A 16,553-nucleotide genomic window follows, 5' to 3' on the forward strand; every position below is an offset into this window, starting at 1 on the left:
AAGAAGGCATGTTAATAGACACATTTAGTCCTGTAAGAGAAGATTTTTTAAGTGAGGTCAAGGTGTCATATTTTGGAAATAAATAGGAAAAATATAAAAATATTATTGTCCAATATTTATAAATCTCATTTAAAATACTATTAAAATATAAAATTAATTTTTTTTAACATAAAATTAATATATATTTGGTAAACCAATCTGGTAAACCAATCAAAAACGAACTTAAACTAATGTATAACTACCTTAAAATTATTCGCATATGTAAATAAATAGAAAAAGGATAGGTGCACGCCTATCCTTTTAAATCGTTTACTTCTTTTAGGAGGGAAGTAAAAACAAAAACACGCAATTACTTTAATAAAAACATGTGTTCTACAAAATTACAAAAAAAATATAAGAACAATTGTTTTTAATTAAGGTTAAAAGAGTTTTTAAAGAATTCTAATTATCAGTTACAAGCAAACTGAAAAACTAATATTTTAAAAACAAAAAAACTAATTATGAATTTAAAAACTAAGCTAATTTTAATGGTTTTATTGATATTCAATATCACCATTTTTGCCCAGAACAGTACCATAATAAAGGGTACTGTAGTATCTGCAACAGATAATATACCAATACCAGGTGTAAATGTTGTTGTATTAAAAACTATTAAAGGAACAACTACTGATTTTGATGGTAAGTACCAAATACAAGCCAATGAGGGAGAAGTTCTTCAGTTTTCTTATTTAGGTTTTGTTACACAATTGGTAATAGTATCTAATCAAAATAATATAAATATTGCTTTAGCTGAGGATTTATCTCAGTTAGACGAGGTAGTAATAGTTGGATATGGTACTCAAAAAAAATCTCATCTTACCGGAGCTATTTCAAAAGTAGTAAACGAAAGTCTAGATCAAATAGCAGTTTCGAGGGTTGATGATGCTTTAATTGGTCAGGTATCAGGTGTTAATATTCAAGCTACAAACGCAGAAGCTGGTGGAGCTCCTACCATAACTATTAGAGGTTTTGGTTCTATAACTGCAGACTCCGGTCCTGCTTTAGTTGTTGATGGTGTCGTAGTAAGTTCTGATTTTCTTGGAAATTTGAATATGAATGATGTGGAATCTTTTGAAGTCTTAAAAGATGCTGCATCGGCTGCTATTTACGGTAGTGAAGGCTCTAATGGTGTTATTTTGATTACTACTAAAAGTGGTAAATCAGGCAAAACAAAATTTAGCTACGAAGCTTATACAGGTCGTAAAGAAGCACATGGAAGTGATGATTACAGAAAAAGCGTTGCAAAATGGGCTCAAATAGAACAAGCAGCAACGGGAACGCTTTCTGGAGAAACTTTATATGCGCAACTATTAGTTGCGACTACAGGAGTTGATAGAGATTGGCAAGATGTTTTCTTTGATGGAGGTAATATTACTAGTCACTCTTTGTCTGCCCGTGGTGGTAGTGAAAATACAAAGTTTAGCACTTCTTTAAGAGCACTTCATGATGAAGGTGTGGTAATTACTGATGACTATAAATTATACACTGCTAGCTTAAAGGTGGATTCAAAATTAGGCAAAAAAGTTAAATTCGGAATCAATGCGACGCCTTCTTATTCTAAGCAAAGAAATTTACCAACATCTATACATAATCCAACCCGTCAATCACCTTGGTTGCCCATTTATCATACAGAAGAAACACTTCAGTTTATTAACAGAGGTTCTTATCCAGATGTTGGCGTAGGTGATTATTTTTATGAGAATCATTTAGTTAATTTAGATTTAGATAATGATGGTAACTCAGAAAGACCTCGTACTTCAGGAGATTCAAATCCTTATGCTCAATATGTTGAAAGAGAACATTATGAGTTTAATACAAAGTTATTTGGTTCTACATATTTAAGTTATGAAATTTTAGATGGACTAACAGCTAAAACATCATTAGGTGTAACTTTAGAACAAAGAAAAAGAACTAGATGGGATGGTACAAAGCATCATGCTGCTGGTAATAGTAGAGCCCAATACAATTTACAAAACAGATATCGTACAAGATTAATTTCTGATAACACATTAAATTACAATAAAGCTTTTGGTAATCATGAAATTGATGTCTTAGCTGGTATGACTATTCAACAAAGAAAAAGCGAGAATAGTGAAGTAACTGGTAATGGTTATTCAAACGATTTACTTAAAAATTTACAAGGTGCTACTGCAATAGCTGAGTACATAGAAGTAAATACAGAACTTAAAAAAGTAGGTTATTTTGGTAGAATAAATTATGCTTTTGCCGATAAATATTTAGCATCCATATCTTTTAGACGTGATGGTAGTTCTGTTTTTGGAATAAATACTAAATGGGGAAATTTCCCTGCAGCATCTGTTGGCTGGAATGTAGCTAAAGAAAACTTCTTAAAAGATAGTGATTTTGTAAGCAATTTAAAGTTTAGGGCTAGTTATGGTTTCACAGGAGCTGAGAATTTTAATGTAGGAAATGATGTAGTAAATGTATGGCCGTATTTAGCATTATTACAAAACTCTAATGCTATTACTGATGGTAATATCGATGCAGGTGTTTCTCCTCTTAATATTGCTAACGCATTATTACAGTGGGAGGCTTCAGAAGAATTTAATCCAGCTTTAGATTTTGGGTTTTTTAATAACAGAATTTCAGGTTCTATTGATTATTACCAACGCACTAGTGATAAATTATTATTAAATAATCCTGTATCATACGTTACAGGTTTTAATGGAGGTATTGTAAACTTAGGGGAAGTTCAAAATAGAGGATGGGAACTTGAGTTAAGAACAAAAAATATTGCAAACGAGAAATTTTCTTGGAATTCAACCATAATCGCATCAACTAACCAAAATGAATTATTAAGTTTTGGAGATTCTAACAACGCTTTAATAGAAGATACTTACGGAAGAAACTCACAATGGATAAATCGTGTTGGTGAGCCAATATCTTCTTTTTGGGGATTTGTTGTAGATGAACAAGCTTATAATGAAATTGAGTTTAGAACAACTTATGTTGATAATCCTTGGAACCGTATTAACGGTCAAGCACAAGATGTGATAGTTAAAGATTTAAATGGAGACGGTATCATTACAGACGATGACAAAACGATTCTTGGTGATCCATATCCAGACTTAGTATATAGTTTTACTAATGAGTTTAAATTTGGAAACTTTGATTTCTCTTTTATGTTACAAGGTAGTGTAGGAGCTCAAGTAAATAATATTGGAGATGAATATTTCTATAACTGGTTTGGTAATTCAACAAGAAATGGTGGCGAGTTACAAGCTGTAGCAGATGGGTTAGTTACACACCCTTCTTTCATTCAAGAGAAAGTACTAACTAGTGAAGTTATAGCTAGTGCCGACTATTTTTCATTACGTAACATAAATATTGGGTATAATATGCCAGAAGATTTAACAACTAAATTAGGTGTATCTGGTCTAAGACTTTATGCTACGGCTCAGAACTTGATATACATAACTGCTGATGATTATCATGGTTTCAACCCTGAGCATGATGATAATGGTAATCCAAGAGCTTATGGTTCTCAAAGAGGAGGTACTCCAATATTTAAAACAGTAACACTTGGTTTGAACATCGATTTTTAATTTAAAAAACTTATAAATTATGAAACATATAAAATATTTAATCTTTGCCATTACAGGGTTTATTTTTACTTCTTGTAGTGATGAGTTTTTAAATCCACTTCCAGATACCGCAGTTGCTGTTGATGCCTACTTCCAATCGGATGAAGATGTTTTGTCTGGAGTTATAGGTATTTATGATGCCTTTCAGGGTGTTAATGAAAATACCGAGACAAATATTGGTAACTTTAACAGAGGGGTTCAATTTGAGCACCTTCTAACAGAACATCGTACAGATAATACAAGAAACGCAACATTAGAGGGTTCAAAGTCTGATTTTCACAGATATATAGTTGAAGCCAATAACGTGGAATCTGAAGATTATTATGCATCTATGTATCAAGCTATTTTTAGAGCTAATAATGTATTAAACTTTATTAGTATAGCAGACGAATCTAATCAAGCTAAATATACAGCAGAAGCTAAATTTTTAAGAGCCTATGCATATTTTAAATTAGTTAGATTATTTGGAGATGTGCCTTTAGTAACAACTGTACCAGGTCCGTTGGATAACGAAGTTCTTTTTACTAGAATACCAGTAGCACAGATTTATACACAAATTATAGAAGATTTACAAGAAGCAATTAGTGTTTTAGATAATTCTAGTAAATCTAGAGCTTCAAGAGCTGCTGCACAAGCGATATTAGCTAAGGTATATTTAACACAGTCAACACCCAATTATCCAGGAGCACAACAATTGTGTGAAACTATTATTAATAGTTTGGAATATGATTTAGAACCAAACTATGCCAATGTATTTTATTCAGAGTTAAATGATGAAATTATTTTCGCTATACAATATCAATCAGGAAATGCTCAAGAAAGCCAAAGTTTTTCATCTGAATTTACCTCTACAATACGCGCTGGTAGAGAAGATGGACAAAATATTGTTAATACAAATCTTAAGGCTGAGTTTGATGCTATAGGAGGAGATAGAACAACTGTTTCTATCACAAATTTAGATGGTAGTCTTGATGATGATGAAAATGAGGTAGCTAAATTTTTACCAGATGGTTTTGACTATACCGATAATTATGGTCCAAATGCACGTAATGCAGGTAATGATTATATAGCTATGCGTTTTGCTGATGTACTTTTAATGCATGTAGAGGCAATTTTAGCTGGAGGTGCTGCAACTGTTGATTCTGATGCATTAACGTCTTTCCAAAGAATAAGAGATAGAGCATTCCCAGCAACTGCTCCAAACGCCATAGCTAGTATAACAAAAGAAGAATTATTGCGTGAAAGACGCGTAGAACTAGCTTTTGAAAACCAAAGATGGTTTGATCTACTTAGATTTGGAGTTGCAGAGTCTGTATTAGGCGCACATGCCATAGAAATGGGGTATATCTTCAATTCTAGAGCCTTATTATTACCAATTCCAGCAAGAGAAATAAACATAAGTGGTGGCTTATTAACACAAAATCCTGGGTATTAATTTAAAAATAATTAACTATGAAAAATAAAGTAAATATTTTCCGTAAAACAACACTATTACTGTTAAGTATAGTTACAGCTAGTTTTATTTATAGTTGTGATCCAAGTCTTTTTAGAGATGATTTACCAGATGCGAGTTCGCAGGTAGATAATTTTTTACCAACTTCTGATTTTTCGTTTACTCCTGGCGAAAGAAATTTTAATACAATTCAATTTATTAATCTAGCTACTGAATCTACAAAATTTCTTTGGGATTTTGGAGGAGGAGATACTTCAACAGAACAAGATCCAATTTATACTTTTGTTGATGGTGAAGGTACCTATACAGTAACACTTACTGCTAGTGATGAAAATGGAGCATCAGCAACAAAAACAATTGATATAGAAGTTATTGATAGATTTGTACCTATTTCGCCAGAAGTTATAAATGGTGATTTTGAAAATAGTAGTAATAACTGGAGAATCGACTTTTCAAATGGTTGGTCAGGTTTTGGCTTTGAGTCTAGTAGTGATGGTTCTTGGTTGCTTTATGATGGTACTGATAATGGGGCAAAAACAAAAGGAGCAAAATGGAATAGAAATAGATCTGCTGCAGAGTGGGCTAACCCAAACACGAGACATGCATACCAATCAATAGTTGTAACACCTAATTGGGAATATACTTTAGAGTTTGAATATGCTATAAAAGATGATATTGCAGTGGATCCAATAGGGGGAAGACGATTTGTTGCAGAAATTCTTGATGGACATTTTACTGATGGCGTTGATGCCTATAATCAATCTATTGCAGGAGGTGCTTTAGTAACTCATGTAGGTACAGAGGTAAAAGGTAAAACAACATTTACACAAGTTAAAGTTGATTTTACTTCAAACGATTCTGGTTTAATTTCTATATGGTTATGGGCGGTTACTCCTGTTGATTTATATGCAGATAATGTTAAAGTATATCCAAGAAGATAGAATACAATAATGAAAAGATTCCGAAAAGAAATATTAGTAACTTTATTAATAACACTTCTAACTGTTAACGCTACCTCTCAAAATAATGAGAGTAGCGTAGCAGAATCGGAAACAAAAGTTAACAAAAAGAAACGAAAGGCTAAAGTAAGATTGCCAGATATCGATTTAAGTCATTGGAAAGTTACGCTTCCTGTAGCCAACGATGAAGGTAAGCCTTATGAAATAGATCCCCCTGAAATTCTAGATTTTGCCTCCATTGAGATTGCAAAACCTTATATGTATATTGATTCAACACAAGGAGCAATAATATTTCATGCAATGCCAACAGACTCTAAAACAAGAAATACGAAGTATTCTAGGTCTGAACTGAGAGAACAAATGGTTTCGGGTGAAAATAATGTGAATTGGACCTTTGCCCAAGGAGCATATATGAAGGGTAAGTTAGCTATGGAAGAATCTACAAAAGGTTCTGATGGTAAATATCATAGAACTATTATCATGCAAATTCATGGTCGTTTAACTAATGAACAACGTGATTTAATAGGTGCTGATGATAATAATGCACCACCAATTTTAAAAATATATTGGGATAATGGGAAAGTTAGAGTTAAAACAAAAATTCTAAAAAATCCTAGTGCAACCGATGAGGAATTACTTCATGAAGCTGCCTGGGATGATGATGAAGGTTTTAATTTTGATCAAGAAGTAGGATTTAGAAAATTTACTTTAGAAGTTAAAGTTTCTGATGGTAAAATGGTAGTTGTATTAAATAATACAGAATATAAAGTTTACGAAAATATTCATATGCGTAGATGGGGTATTTTTGAAAATTATTTTAAAGCTGGAAATTATTTTCAATCAAGAGATGAAGGTTCTTTTTCAAAAGTAAAATATTACGAGTTAGAAGTTAGTCATTAAATAATGAATAAAATAGGGGTTAAATATCTTTTCGATTTTTTAAAAATGCCAATTTCAGGAATAGCGTTTTTATTAGTATTTTTTTGTTGCCAAAATAATGAAATAACAGAACAAGAGTTTACAGTTGTTATAGATAATGATGATGAAACTCCAGATAATGAAACAATAAGTCCAACTTATAAACTACCAAATATTAGTTTAACAAATTGGAAAGTAACACTCCCAGTTGGCGATCCAACTGAAGTATTACCACCTGAAATTTTAGATTACGGAAATAATGAAACTTTAAAACCATTTTTTTATAACGATTCTATCAATGGAGCATTAGTTTTTTATACCTATCCGCAATCTTCAACTGCAAATTCCTCTTATTCTAGAACAGAATTAAGAGAATTAATGAATCCCTCAGATAGAGGTAAAACAAATTGGACTTTTTCCCAAGGTGGAAAGATGAAAGGTACACTTCAAATGGATGAAATATCGAAAGATTCTGATGGAGATTTTCATAGAACAATCATCATGCAAATTCATGGAAGATTAACAGATCAACAAAAAAATCTAATAGGACAAAGTGATAATAATGCACCTCCTATGTTAAAAATATATTGGCAAGATGGTAAAGTGAGAGTTAAAACTAAGGTTTTAAAAGACGTTAATACTTCTGAAATCGATATTTTAAGAACAAGTTCGTGGACAGACGATTCTGGATATTATTTTTCAAAATATGTTGGTTTTGATAAGTTTACATTAGAAGTAAAAGTAGAAAGCGGAAAAATGGAAGTCATACTTAATAATGAAGAGACTGTAGTTTTTAATGATATCAACATTCAAAAATGGGATATCTTTGAAAACTACTTTAAAGCAGGAAATTATTTAGGAACAATAGATAAAGATGCTTATGCAAAGCTAAAATATTTTGAGTTAAGTGTATCCCATTAAGAAATTTAAATATTATAAAAATCTAGATTTTAATTAAAGAGGTTAATTATATTTTTTTAAATTTATAAATAATATGTGGTAAACCAATTTTGTAAACAATAGGTAAATGAAATTAGAAGTTGTAACAACAAGAGAAAATCAAGACGTTCAGAGTTATATCATCAATAAAATTAAAGATTTAATAAATTTTAAAAATCTTGATACTGGTGATAAATTACCATCTGAAAGGATGCTATCTGAAAAATTTGAAGTAAGTAGAAGTAATGTTAGAGATGCCATTCAAAGATTAGAGTTTTATGGTCTTTTAAAATCGATTCCACAAAGCGGTACTTTTGTTGCGAATATTGGTGTTATAGCCATGAATGGAATGATTGAAGATATACTAGGTTTAGAAACCCCAGATTTTAAATCTTTAGTCGAGACAAGAATTTTGTTAGAACTTAAAACAGTAAGATTAGCTGCGTTGAGAAGAACCGAGGAAGATTTAGAACATATGAAGCAAACGCTTTATGCATATAAAAAGAAAGTTTTAAATGGAGAAGATGCTGTACAAGAAGATTTATTATTTCACTTAGCAATTGCTAAAGCAAGTGGTAATAGTACTATGAATACTTTTATGTTAACAATTACCCCAGAAATTATTACAAACTTTGAAAAATATCATGTTTGTGATGAAAATCAAGCATTTACAGGAATAAAAGAACACACAGATATTTTTGAGGCCATTAAAAATAAAGCCCCTCAATTAGCTAAAGAAAAAATGAAAATTCATTTTAAAGCATTATATCAATATTGTTATAACATTTAATTTAATTATTGAGATTGAAATTGCACGCTTTCAATCTTAATTATGAAATAATAGGAGGAATAGAAACAAAAACAAACATTACTTTATTAAAGATTTTCTTCTCAGATTTTTTCTAAGAAAACTCTTTTGTAAGTATTATTTAGGCAATTATATTATTGAGTTGTTTAAACTAATTTTATGGACATATAACACGTTCATTCAAAAATTAAATTAATGAAAATAAAGGGTTTACGTTGGTGGGTTGTAGGTTTAATTGCACTAGCAACAGTTATAAATTATATAGATAGGCAATCATTAAATGTTCTCTGGCCACAAATTTCTGAGGAATTATATCCAGATAAGAACATGGATGAACGCAAAGAAATTTTTGGTTGGATTTCTTCTATCTTCTTATTCTCCTATGCATTTGGTCAAGCTATTTTTGGCAAGATATTCGATAAAATAGGAACACGTTTAGGTTTTGTTTTTTCAATAGGATTTTGGTCAATAGCAACAGCATTACATGCATTAGCAAAAGGGTTTTTAAGTTTTGCAATTTTTAGATCTATATTGGGAGTTGCAGAAGCTGGAAATTGGCCTGGAGCAGCAAAAGGAAATGCAGAGTGGTTTCCAGCAAAAGAGCGTGCATTTGCACAAGGTATTTTTAATTCAGGCGCAGCAGTTGGTGGCATTATTTCAATTCCAGCGATTGCTTATATGTCAATTCATTTTAGTTGGCAAATGATTTTTATTATTGTAGGTGTTATAGGATTGTTATGGTTAATCCCATGGATGTTAATAGTAAAATCTCCACCAGAAAAACATCCTTGGCTTACTGAAGAAGAAAGGGTTTATATCCTTGATAAGTCTCAAAACAAACATGCTAATAAAAATGAAACAGACAAAATTGAAGATGAATATAATCCAACTACAGCTAAGGTTTTGTCTCACAAAGAAAGTTGGGGAGTCATAATTGCTTCAGCAGCAATTGATCCAATTTGGTGGTTATTTGTTTTTTGGATTCCAACGTACTTAGTTGAAGTTTATAATATGGATGTTAAAGGAATAGCTATTTATGGATGGGTTCCTTATGTAGGAGCTATGCTTGGTGCTTGGTTTGGAGGGCTTTTAGCTCAAAATCGGATGAAATCAGGTTGGTCAATAAACAAAACTAGAAAATTTGTAATAAGTTTAGGTTGCTTTATAATGTTACCTTGTTTTTATTTATTATCCGATCCAGGAAGTCCTGTTAATGCAGTAATAATTATGGCAACTATCCTTTTTGGATTTCAAACAGCTATAGGTAATATTCAAACATTACCAAGTGATTTGTTTGGTAAAAACACCGTTGGAACACTCTCTGGTTTATCTGGAATGTCAGCAAAATTTGCTGGCGTTGGTCTTACGTCATTAGTAGCTACCTTAACTATGGGTGGAAATTATACACCGGCATTCATAGTTGGTGCGATTTTAACATTAATAGTATTAGCAAGCGTTTGGATTTTATGTCCAAAAATCGAACTATTAAAGAAAAAAATATAATATAAAAATTAAAAATATAAAATTAATAAAATGAGTAAAAATAAAGGAAAAGTAGCAATTATTACAGGAGCTACAGGTGGTATTGGTTTCGCAGTGGCAAAAAGGTTAGGTAAAGATGGATATACGGTTGTTTTAAATGGTATTGAAGACGAGGCTGGAGCAAAAAGAGTTGAAGAGCTTACTGCAGAAGGAATTACTGCAGAGTATTACGGGTTCGATGTAACAAAAGATGAAGAAGTAACCAAAAATATCAATAAAATTGGTGAAAAATATGGACGCATAGATGTACTTGTAAATAATGCGGGTGGACTAGGTGGTAGATCTAGGTTTGAAGAAATGACAACTGAATTTTACAGATTTGTTATGGCACTTAACCTAGATTCTGTGTTTTTTGCTTCAAGAGCAGCTATTCCTTTCCTAAAAAAGGGAGTACATGCATCTATAATTAATTATACATCAAATGCAGGATGGACAGCAGGAGGACCTGGAGCAGGAATTTACGGAACATCTAAGGCTGGAGTTCATGCAATAACTCGTGCATTAGCTAAGGATTTGGCTGAATATGGCATTCGAGTAAATGCTGTATCTCCAGGTACTATTGATACACCTTTTCATGCGCAAATTAAAGCAACAAAACCAGAAGTATTTGCTTCTTGGGCAAACAGTATTATGTTAGGAAGATTAGGAGAACCAGAAGACGTTGCTGGTGTAATTTCATTTTTAGCAAGTGAAGATGCGTCTTTCATAACCGCTGAAACCATCCAAATTGGTGGTGGACAAGCTTTAGGAATCTAAATTCTTTTCTGTTAGTTTGTTAAACTAAAATATAAAAATGCGTTAGATTAAAACTGAAATTTGCATTAATAATATGAAGTTAAAGATAATAAGGCGTATTTATTTGATATAAAACTATATAAATAAAAAAGTGACACAGTTAATTTGTGTCACTTTTTTATTTCGAAGAATCTCTAACAATTAATTCGGCATCTAAAATTTGCTTTGTTAGAGTTTGTTTCAAATTTTCAGACTTTACCAATTTTAAAAATGTTTGCGCAGCTAATTTACCGATTTCTTTACTGTGTTGATTTATACTTGTAATAGAAGGGGAGACGAAGGAGGTAAAAGGCTCATTTCCAAACCCAACTAAACGCATCTCATTTGGAACTCTCACATGGTTTTCTTCTAAAACTTGTAAAGCACCTAAAGCAGCATAATCACTTGCAATATAAACAGCATCTGGTTTTGTATTTAGTTCTAATAATTTTTGCATTTGAATACGTCCATCTTCTAGTGTCAAATCACTTTCAATAAGTAACTCATTTTCAAAAGACAAATTATATTTCTTTATAGCATCTACATAACCTCTAATTCTATTATTAAAAATTCGAGTCCTTTTAAATCCACCTATATGGGCTATTCTTTTACAACCTTTGGAGATTAAATGTTCAATGATCATGTGGCTACTATCATAATCATTAATACCAATATAATCTACATTCAAATCATTTTCACCTCTATCAAATAAAATAAGCGGAATACCTTTAGATTTTATTTTTTCGTAATAAGTTAAATCAACGGTTTCATTCGCCATGGATGCAATAATACCATCAACTTGAGTAAACAATAAGGTATCAATATTGGCACATTCTTTTTTATAAGATTCATTTGACTGGGTTATTATTATGTTATACCCTTCTTTATTTAAAACATCTTCAATATTTTCGATAACAGAAGAAAAGAAATTACTATTTGTTCTTGGCACAATTACACCCACTAAATTACTTTTACCTTTTCGTAGAGCACTAGCTAAATGATTTGGTTGATAATTTAAATCTTCAGCAACTTTTTTAACAGCTTCTTTTGTTTTTTTACTAATACGCGAATCATCATGTAATGCTTTAGACACTGCCGCAGGGGAGATGTTAAGGACGTTAGCAATATCTTTTATTGTTATTTTTTTTTTAGTATTCAATTTTTTTATATATTCGCTTAATCGTTTAAGCAAATATATTATATTAGTTATTATAATCAAAACAAGACATTTAATATGTTGTTTTGATTTTATTTTTAAGTATATGGTTAATCGTTTAACCAAAATTAATTTTTATTAAAAAAACCAATTTAAATGAGTAGAGTAGTAACATTTGGAGAAATCATGTTAAGATTAGCTCCACAAGGATTTTTAAGATTTTCTCAAGCTGATAATTTTGATGTTGTTTATGGAGGTGGAGAGTCTAACGTAGCGGTTTCATTAGCTAATTATGGTATTTCTGTAGATTTTGTAACGCGTTTACCAAAAAATGATATTGGTCAATGTGCGATGATGGAAATGCGTAAGCGTGGTGTAGGTGTTGATAAAATTGTTTGGGGTGGCGATCGTTTAGGTATTTATTTCTTAGAAACCGGTGCCGTATCAAGAGGAAGTAAAGTAGTTTACGATAGAGCACATTCTGCAATGGCTGAAATTCAATCTGGTATGGTTGATTGGGATAGCGTTTTTGAAGGTGTAGAGTGGTTTCATTGGACTGGTATTACGCCTGCTATTTCTCAAAGTTCTGCTGATGTTTGTCTTGAAGCTGTTAAAGCAGCAAGTGCTAAAGGAATTACTATTTCTACAGATTTAAATTATAGAGCAAAACTTTGGAAATATTGTGATGCTGCTCATAGAGAAAAAATAATGACAGAATTAACATCTTATTGTGATGTTGTTTTAGGAAATGAAGAAGATGCAGAAATGCATTTCGGTATTAAACCAGATGGAGCTGCTGTTCAAACACATGGGCATGATGTTAAAGCTGAAGCATTTTTATCTGTTTGTCAGCAAATGATGAAAAAATTTCCAAGAGCTAAAAAAGTAATTACAACTTTAAGAGGTTCTATTTCAGCATCTCATAATTCGTGGGCTGGTGTTTTATATGATGGTAAACAAATGTTACAAACGCGCCAATACCAAATTACTGATATTGTTGATAGAGTAGGTGGAGGAGATTCTTTCATGGGTGGTTTAATTTATGGTTTATTAACTTATCCCGATAATGATCAAAACGCTTTAGATTTTGCTGTTGCAGCATCTTGTTTAAAACACACCATAAAAGGTGATGCTAACTTAGTGACTGTAGATGAGGTAACTAAATTGATGGGGGGTGACGCTTCTGGTAGAGTAGCTAGATAAAAAATATACGTGTTTAATAGTTGAACAGTTTAAAATCTAATAGAATTTTTATAGTTCAATAGATAGAATATTAAAATAAATAAACATTTACACAAAATGGCTCAATTTTCAAGATTAGAAGTAGCACAAGCTATGAAAGAAACAGGAATGATTCCTTTGTTTTTTCATAACGATTTAGAATTAAGTAAAAACATTTTAAAAGCATGTTATGATGGTGGTGCAAGATTGATGGAATTTACTTCTCGTGGCGATTTTGCTCACGAAGTTTTTGGCGAATTAACAAAATACGCTGTAAAAGAACTTCCGGGTATGATTATGGGTGTAGGTTCAGTAACAGATGCAGCAGCAGCCTCATTATACATGTCATTAGGCGCTAATTTTATTGTAACGCCTGTATTAAGAGAGGATATTGCTATAGTTTGTAATAGACGTAAAGTTTTATGGTCCCCTGGTTGTGGTAGTTTAACTGAAATTGCTAGAGCAGAAGAGTTAGGCTGTGAAATAGTGAAATTATTCCCAGGTGATTTATACGGACCTAAATTTGTAAAAGGTATAAAAGGCCCTCAACCATGGACTAGTATTATGCCAACAGGCGGTGTATCTCCAACTGTTGAAAATTTAAAAGGTTGGTTTGATGCAGGTGTAACTTGTGTTGGTATGGGATCTCAATTAATCTCTAAAGATATAATAACTAATAAATCTTATAAACAACTTGAAGAACAAGTAAAAGAGGCATTAGATATTATCAAGTCTGTTAGAAATTAATTCATTTTTAATGTTTTAGTTTTAAGGTTATAATTAATATTCGAATTTTTTTAAGATTTGGCATTAAAACCTAACGTTTGTTCGTTAGGTTTTTTGTTTCTTTTATTTAGTAAGCATTTCTTTAGTAGCAATCGTTCTAAATCCAGTATGGTCTGAGCCAGAATCTGGAGTCATACCCATTTTAGCAGAAATTCTAAAACTTGCACAATAAGAAGCATTACATAAAAATGAACCTCCTTTAATAACATGTTCTTGTTGGTAAGGATTATCTGGGCTGTAACTTTTTGAAGCACCTTGTGGATTGATAATTTCTTTGGTTGTATCTAATTCTTCATAATAATTGACATTAAATAAATCACTAGTTATTTCCCAAACATTTCCCATCATATCATAAATACCAATGCTATTTGGTGCGTACGATTTTATAGGAGCTATAAATTCAAAACCATCAACTGATTCGTTTTTTATAGGGAAGACTCCCTGCCAAGTATTTGCATTATCGTTTAAAACATCATAGTTGTTTCCCCAGGTGTAAATATTATCTGTAGAATTTCCTTGAGCCGCAGATTCCCATTCAGCTTCCGTTGGTAATCGGCGATTAGCCCATTTGCAATATGCTAAAGCATCTTCAAAAGCAATATGTACAACTGGATAATCATCTTTACCCTCTATATTACTGTTAGGTCCTTCAGGATGTTTCCAATTAGCTCCTATTTTCCAAATCCACCATTGAGAATAATCACCCATACTGGCAACTTTATTAACATTTTTATTAAAAATCAAACTTCCCGGTTGCAAAATAGAATCATGAGGTTTTGTTGTGCCTTCTGGTAAATCCTTTTTCATTTCATCCCAATCAATTTTTCTTTCAGCTACAGTTACATAATTTGTAGATTCTACAAAAGTTTTAAATTGCTTATTTGTAACTTCGTTAATATCAATAAAAAAACCATAAACAGTAACTTGATGTGCAGGTTTTTCTCTTGGCATTGCATAATTATCTCCGGATTTTGCCCCTTGTATAAAAGTTTTACTTTTTACCCATACCATCCCTTCAGGAGCAGATATGTTTTCAATTTCTTTATTTTCAATTACAAATTCTTCTTTTACTTTTTCTTTACAACCCAAGAATAAAATTGTAAGTATTAAATTAGTAAGTATGATTTTTTTAATTTTCATAAATTTTTATTTTTCGATATAAGAGATTATAAAGTTAGCTTTTTAGCTATAATAATTATTTTATCTTCATAAATATTTGTTGTAAAAAAAAGATACAATGTACCACCATCTTTAATATTGAATTTTTTTTTCAATTGTTCAACGGTTTCAGGAAAGTTTCTAGTGGTTATATTAGCTTTAGAAATGCCTAACTTTTTTAATGCTTTTTTATTATATGGTAATACATTTTCAATTTTAAAAGTTCGTCCAGGAAAATCAATCAGCACATCACTTGTGTAAAAATGAGAATGTTTATGGAGTTTAAAAATCTTTAATTGTTTAGAAATTTCATTGAAGGCACCAGCTTTAAGAAGCGCAACATTGGGTTCGTATAAATACCTAAGAGGTTCACTAAATGTGCTTTCTGCTATTTTTTCATTTTCTAAAAAAAATGAGAACTTTTCTTTTTTATCCTTTTTCAGGTTAATGGTTTCTACTTTTATATCATATTCAAATCCATTTTCTAAAATCCAAAGCAATTCTTTTACCTCGTTATTTACAGCAACTACATGAATGGTTTTTACAAACTTTAATTCACCAATGCCCAAAGAAATATCTAGTAATGGCGATGTTTTAATCATAATATTTTTTGAATGCTTAAAAAGTAAATCCAAATGTTCAGGTACATTTGGTAAACAGTCTTTTAAAAAAAACACTTTACCTTTTGTGTCATGTCTTCTTGATGGATCCATATAAATCCAATCAAATTGCTTTTTACTTTCTTTTAAAAAAATAATACCATCAATTTTGGTAATTCTTATATTTTGAATATTTAACTGTTTGTAGTTGTGGTTTACAATATCCGAAAGGCTCTCGTTTATCTCACAATGATAAACGTTTTTAAAGCGTTTTGAGAAGTATAAACAGTCTACACCAAAACCACCTGTTAAATCTATGATATGCTCACCTTCTAGTAATTCTGATTTATATTTAGCTGTAATTTCAGAGGATGTTTGCTCAATATTAAGTTTATTTGGGTAATATATTTTTTCTATATGAAACCAAGTTGATAACTTTTTTTCACATCGTTTTTTGGCTTCAATTTGTTCTATGATTTCTCTAGAATTTACTGAATTAAAGGAAGTACCTTTTAGTAACAATGAGGATAAATCAGAATTTAAGTTATCATTTATAAACTCTTGAATTTCAGTATTTAATATAGAATGATTCAATT

At 31.2% G+C, this 16,553-nt stretch carries 13 protein-coding genes and 1 pseudogene; 11 read left to right on the forward strand and 3 right to left on the reverse strand.

Features of this window, described 5'->3' with window-relative positions; all coding sequences use genetic code 11:
* From AC1XJX_RS12585 to AC1XJX_RS12625, 9 genes and pseudogenes are all read left to right on the forward strand, one after another.
* Positions 1 to 86: pseudogene (locus tag AC1XJX_RS12585) on the forward strand (cupin domain-containing protein); the annotation flags it as partial.
* Between the two features lie 414 nt (positions 87 to 500).
* Positions 501 to 3,605, forward strand: coding sequence for a SusC/RagA family TonB-linked outer membrane protein (locus AC1XJX_RS12590; RefSeq protein ID WP_482004340.1), 3,105 nt, complete (start codon positions 501 to 503; stop codon positions 3,603 to 3,605).
* 19 nt (positions 3,606 to 3,624) lie between these two features.
* The gene (locus AC1XJX_RS12595) at positions 3,625 to 5,079 is read left to right on the forward strand and encodes a RagB/SusD family nutrient uptake outer membrane protein (RefSeq protein WP_482004341.1); all 1,455 of its coding nucleotides are present in this window, start codon (positions 3,625 to 3,627) and stop codon (positions 5,077 to 5,079) included.
* A gap of 17 nt (positions 5,080 to 5,096) precedes the next feature.
* Entirely contained in the window at positions 5,097 to 6,038 is a 942-nt protein-coding gene (locus AC1XJX_RS12600; RefSeq protein WP_482004342.1) for a PKD domain-containing protein, read from the forward strand.
* A gap of 9 nt (positions 6,039 to 6,047) precedes the next feature.
* Positions 6,048 to 6,956 (forward strand): polysaccharide lyase family 7 protein, encoded by a 909-nt coding sequence (locus tag AC1XJX_RS12605; protein ID WP_482004343.1) that lies wholly within the window; start codon positions 6,048 to 6,050, stop codon positions 6,954 to 6,956.
* Between the two features lie 3 nt (positions 6,957 to 6,959).
* Positions 6,960 to 7,895, forward strand: coding sequence for a polysaccharide lyase family 7 protein (locus AC1XJX_RS12610; RefSeq protein ID WP_482004344.1), 936 nt, complete (start codon positions 6,960 to 6,962; stop codon positions 7,893 to 7,895).
* A 106-nt stretch (positions 7,896 to 8,001) separates the two neighbouring features.
* Complete coding sequence (locus tag AC1XJX_RS12615; protein ID WP_482004345.1) at positions 8,002 to 8,703, forward strand: FadR/GntR family transcriptional regulator; 702 nt, start codon at positions 8,002 to 8,004, stop codon at positions 8,701 to 8,703.
* A 213-nt stretch (positions 8,704 to 8,916) separates the two neighbouring features.
* Positions 8,917 to 10,224: an MFS transporter gene (locus tag AC1XJX_RS12620; RefSeq protein ID WP_482004346.1), complete on the forward strand. Its 1,308-nt coding sequence runs from the start codon at positions 8,917 to 8,919 to the stop codon at positions 10,222 to 10,224.
* A 30-nt stretch (positions 10,225 to 10,254) separates the two neighbouring features.
* Positions 10,255 to 11,019, forward strand: a complete 765-nt coding sequence (locus AC1XJX_RS12625; RefSeq protein WP_482004347.1) for an SDR family NAD(P)-dependent oxidoreductase — start codon at positions 10,255 to 10,257, stop codon at positions 11,017 to 11,019.
* 157 nt (positions 11,020 to 11,176) lie between these two features.
* On the opposite strand, the gene AC1XJX_RS12630 is transcribed toward AC1XJX_RS12625, so the two are convergent.
* Entirely contained in the window at positions 11,177 to 12,196 is a 1,020-nt protein-coding gene (locus tag AC1XJX_RS12630; protein ID WP_482004348.1) for a LacI family DNA-binding transcriptional regulator, read from the reverse strand.
* Between the two features lie 153 nt (positions 12,197 to 12,349).
* Between AC1XJX_RS12630 and AC1XJX_RS12635 the strand changes: the two genes are divergently transcribed.
* Together AC1XJX_RS12635 and AC1XJX_RS12640 are read left to right on the forward strand one after the other, a co-directional pair.
* The gene (locus AC1XJX_RS12635; protein WP_482004349.1) at positions 12,350 to 13,396 is read left to right on the forward strand and encodes a PfkB family carbohydrate kinase; all 1,047 of its coding nucleotides are present in this window, start codon (positions 12,350 to 12,352) and stop codon (positions 13,394 to 13,396) included.
* 96 nt (positions 13,397 to 13,492) lie between these two features.
* Positions 13,493 to 14,161: a bifunctional 4-hydroxy-2-oxoglutarate aldolase/2-dehydro-3-deoxy-phosphogluconate aldolase gene (locus tag AC1XJX_RS12640; RefSeq protein ID WP_482004350.1), complete on the forward strand. Its 669-nt coding sequence runs from the start codon at positions 13,493 to 13,495 to the stop codon at positions 14,159 to 14,161.
* Between the two features lie 102 nt (positions 14,162 to 14,263).
* On the opposite strand, the gene AC1XJX_RS12645 is transcribed toward AC1XJX_RS12640, so the two are convergent.
* Entirely contained in the window at positions 14,264 to 15,340 is a 1,077-nt protein-coding gene (locus AC1XJX_RS12645) for a formylglycine-generating enzyme family protein (protein ID WP_482004351.1), read from the reverse strand.
* 26 nt (positions 15,341 to 15,366) lie between these two features.
* Complete coding sequence (locus AC1XJX_RS12650) at positions 15,367 to 16,551, reverse strand: class I SAM-dependent methyltransferase (RefSeq protein WP_482004352.1); 1,185 nt, start codon at positions 16,549 to 16,551, stop codon at positions 15,367 to 15,369.
* Positions 16,552 to 16,553 lie beyond the last annotated feature (2 nt).

The organism is Flaviramulus sp. (assembly GCF_982512915.1).

Excerpts from the sequence above, each read along its gene's own strand:
- AC1XJX_RS12595 (WP_482004341.1), top strand. The coding sequence starts at position 3,625 with ATGAAACATATAAAATATTTAATCTTTGCCATTACAGGGTTTATTTTT.
- AC1XJX_RS12615 (WP_482004345.1), top strand. The coding sequence starts at position 8,002 with ATGAAATTAGAAGTTGTAACAACAAGAGAAAATCAAGACGTTCAGAGT.
- AC1XJX_RS12590 (WP_482004340.1), top strand. The coding sequence starts at position 501 with ATGAATTTAAAAACTAAGCTAATTTTAATGGTTTTATTGATATTCAAT.
- AC1XJX_RS12625 (WP_482004347.1), top strand. The coding sequence starts at position 10,255 with ATGAGTAAAAATAAAGGAAAAGTAGCAATTATTACAGGAGCTACAGGT.
- AC1XJX_RS12620 (WP_482004346.1), top strand. The coding sequence starts at position 8,917 with ATGAAAATAAAGGGTTTACGTTGGTGGGTTGTAGGTTTAATTGCACTA.
- AC1XJX_RS12645 (WP_482004351.1), bottom strand. The coding sequence starts at position 15,340 with ATGAAAATTAAAAAAATCATACTTACTAATTTAATACTTACAATTTTA.
- AC1XJX_RS12600 (WP_482004342.1), top strand. The coding sequence starts at position 5,097 with ATGAAAAATAAAGTAAATATTTTCCGTAAAACAACACTATTACTGTTA.
- AC1XJX_RS12640 (WP_482004350.1), top strand. The coding sequence starts at position 13,493 with ATGGCTCAATTTTCAAGATTAGAAGTAGCACAAGCTATGAAAGAAACA.
- AC1XJX_RS12610 (WP_482004344.1), top strand. The coding sequence starts at position 6,960 with ATGAATAAAATAGGGGTTAAATATCTTTTCGATTTTTTAAAAATGCCA.
- AC1XJX_RS12605 (WP_482004343.1), top strand. The coding sequence starts at position 6,048 with ATGAAAAGATTCCGAAAAGAAATATTAGTAACTTTATTAATAACACTT.
- AC1XJX_RS12635 (WP_482004349.1), top strand. The coding sequence starts at position 12,350 with ATGAGTAGAGTAGTAACATTTGGAGAAATCATGTTAAGATTAGCTCCA.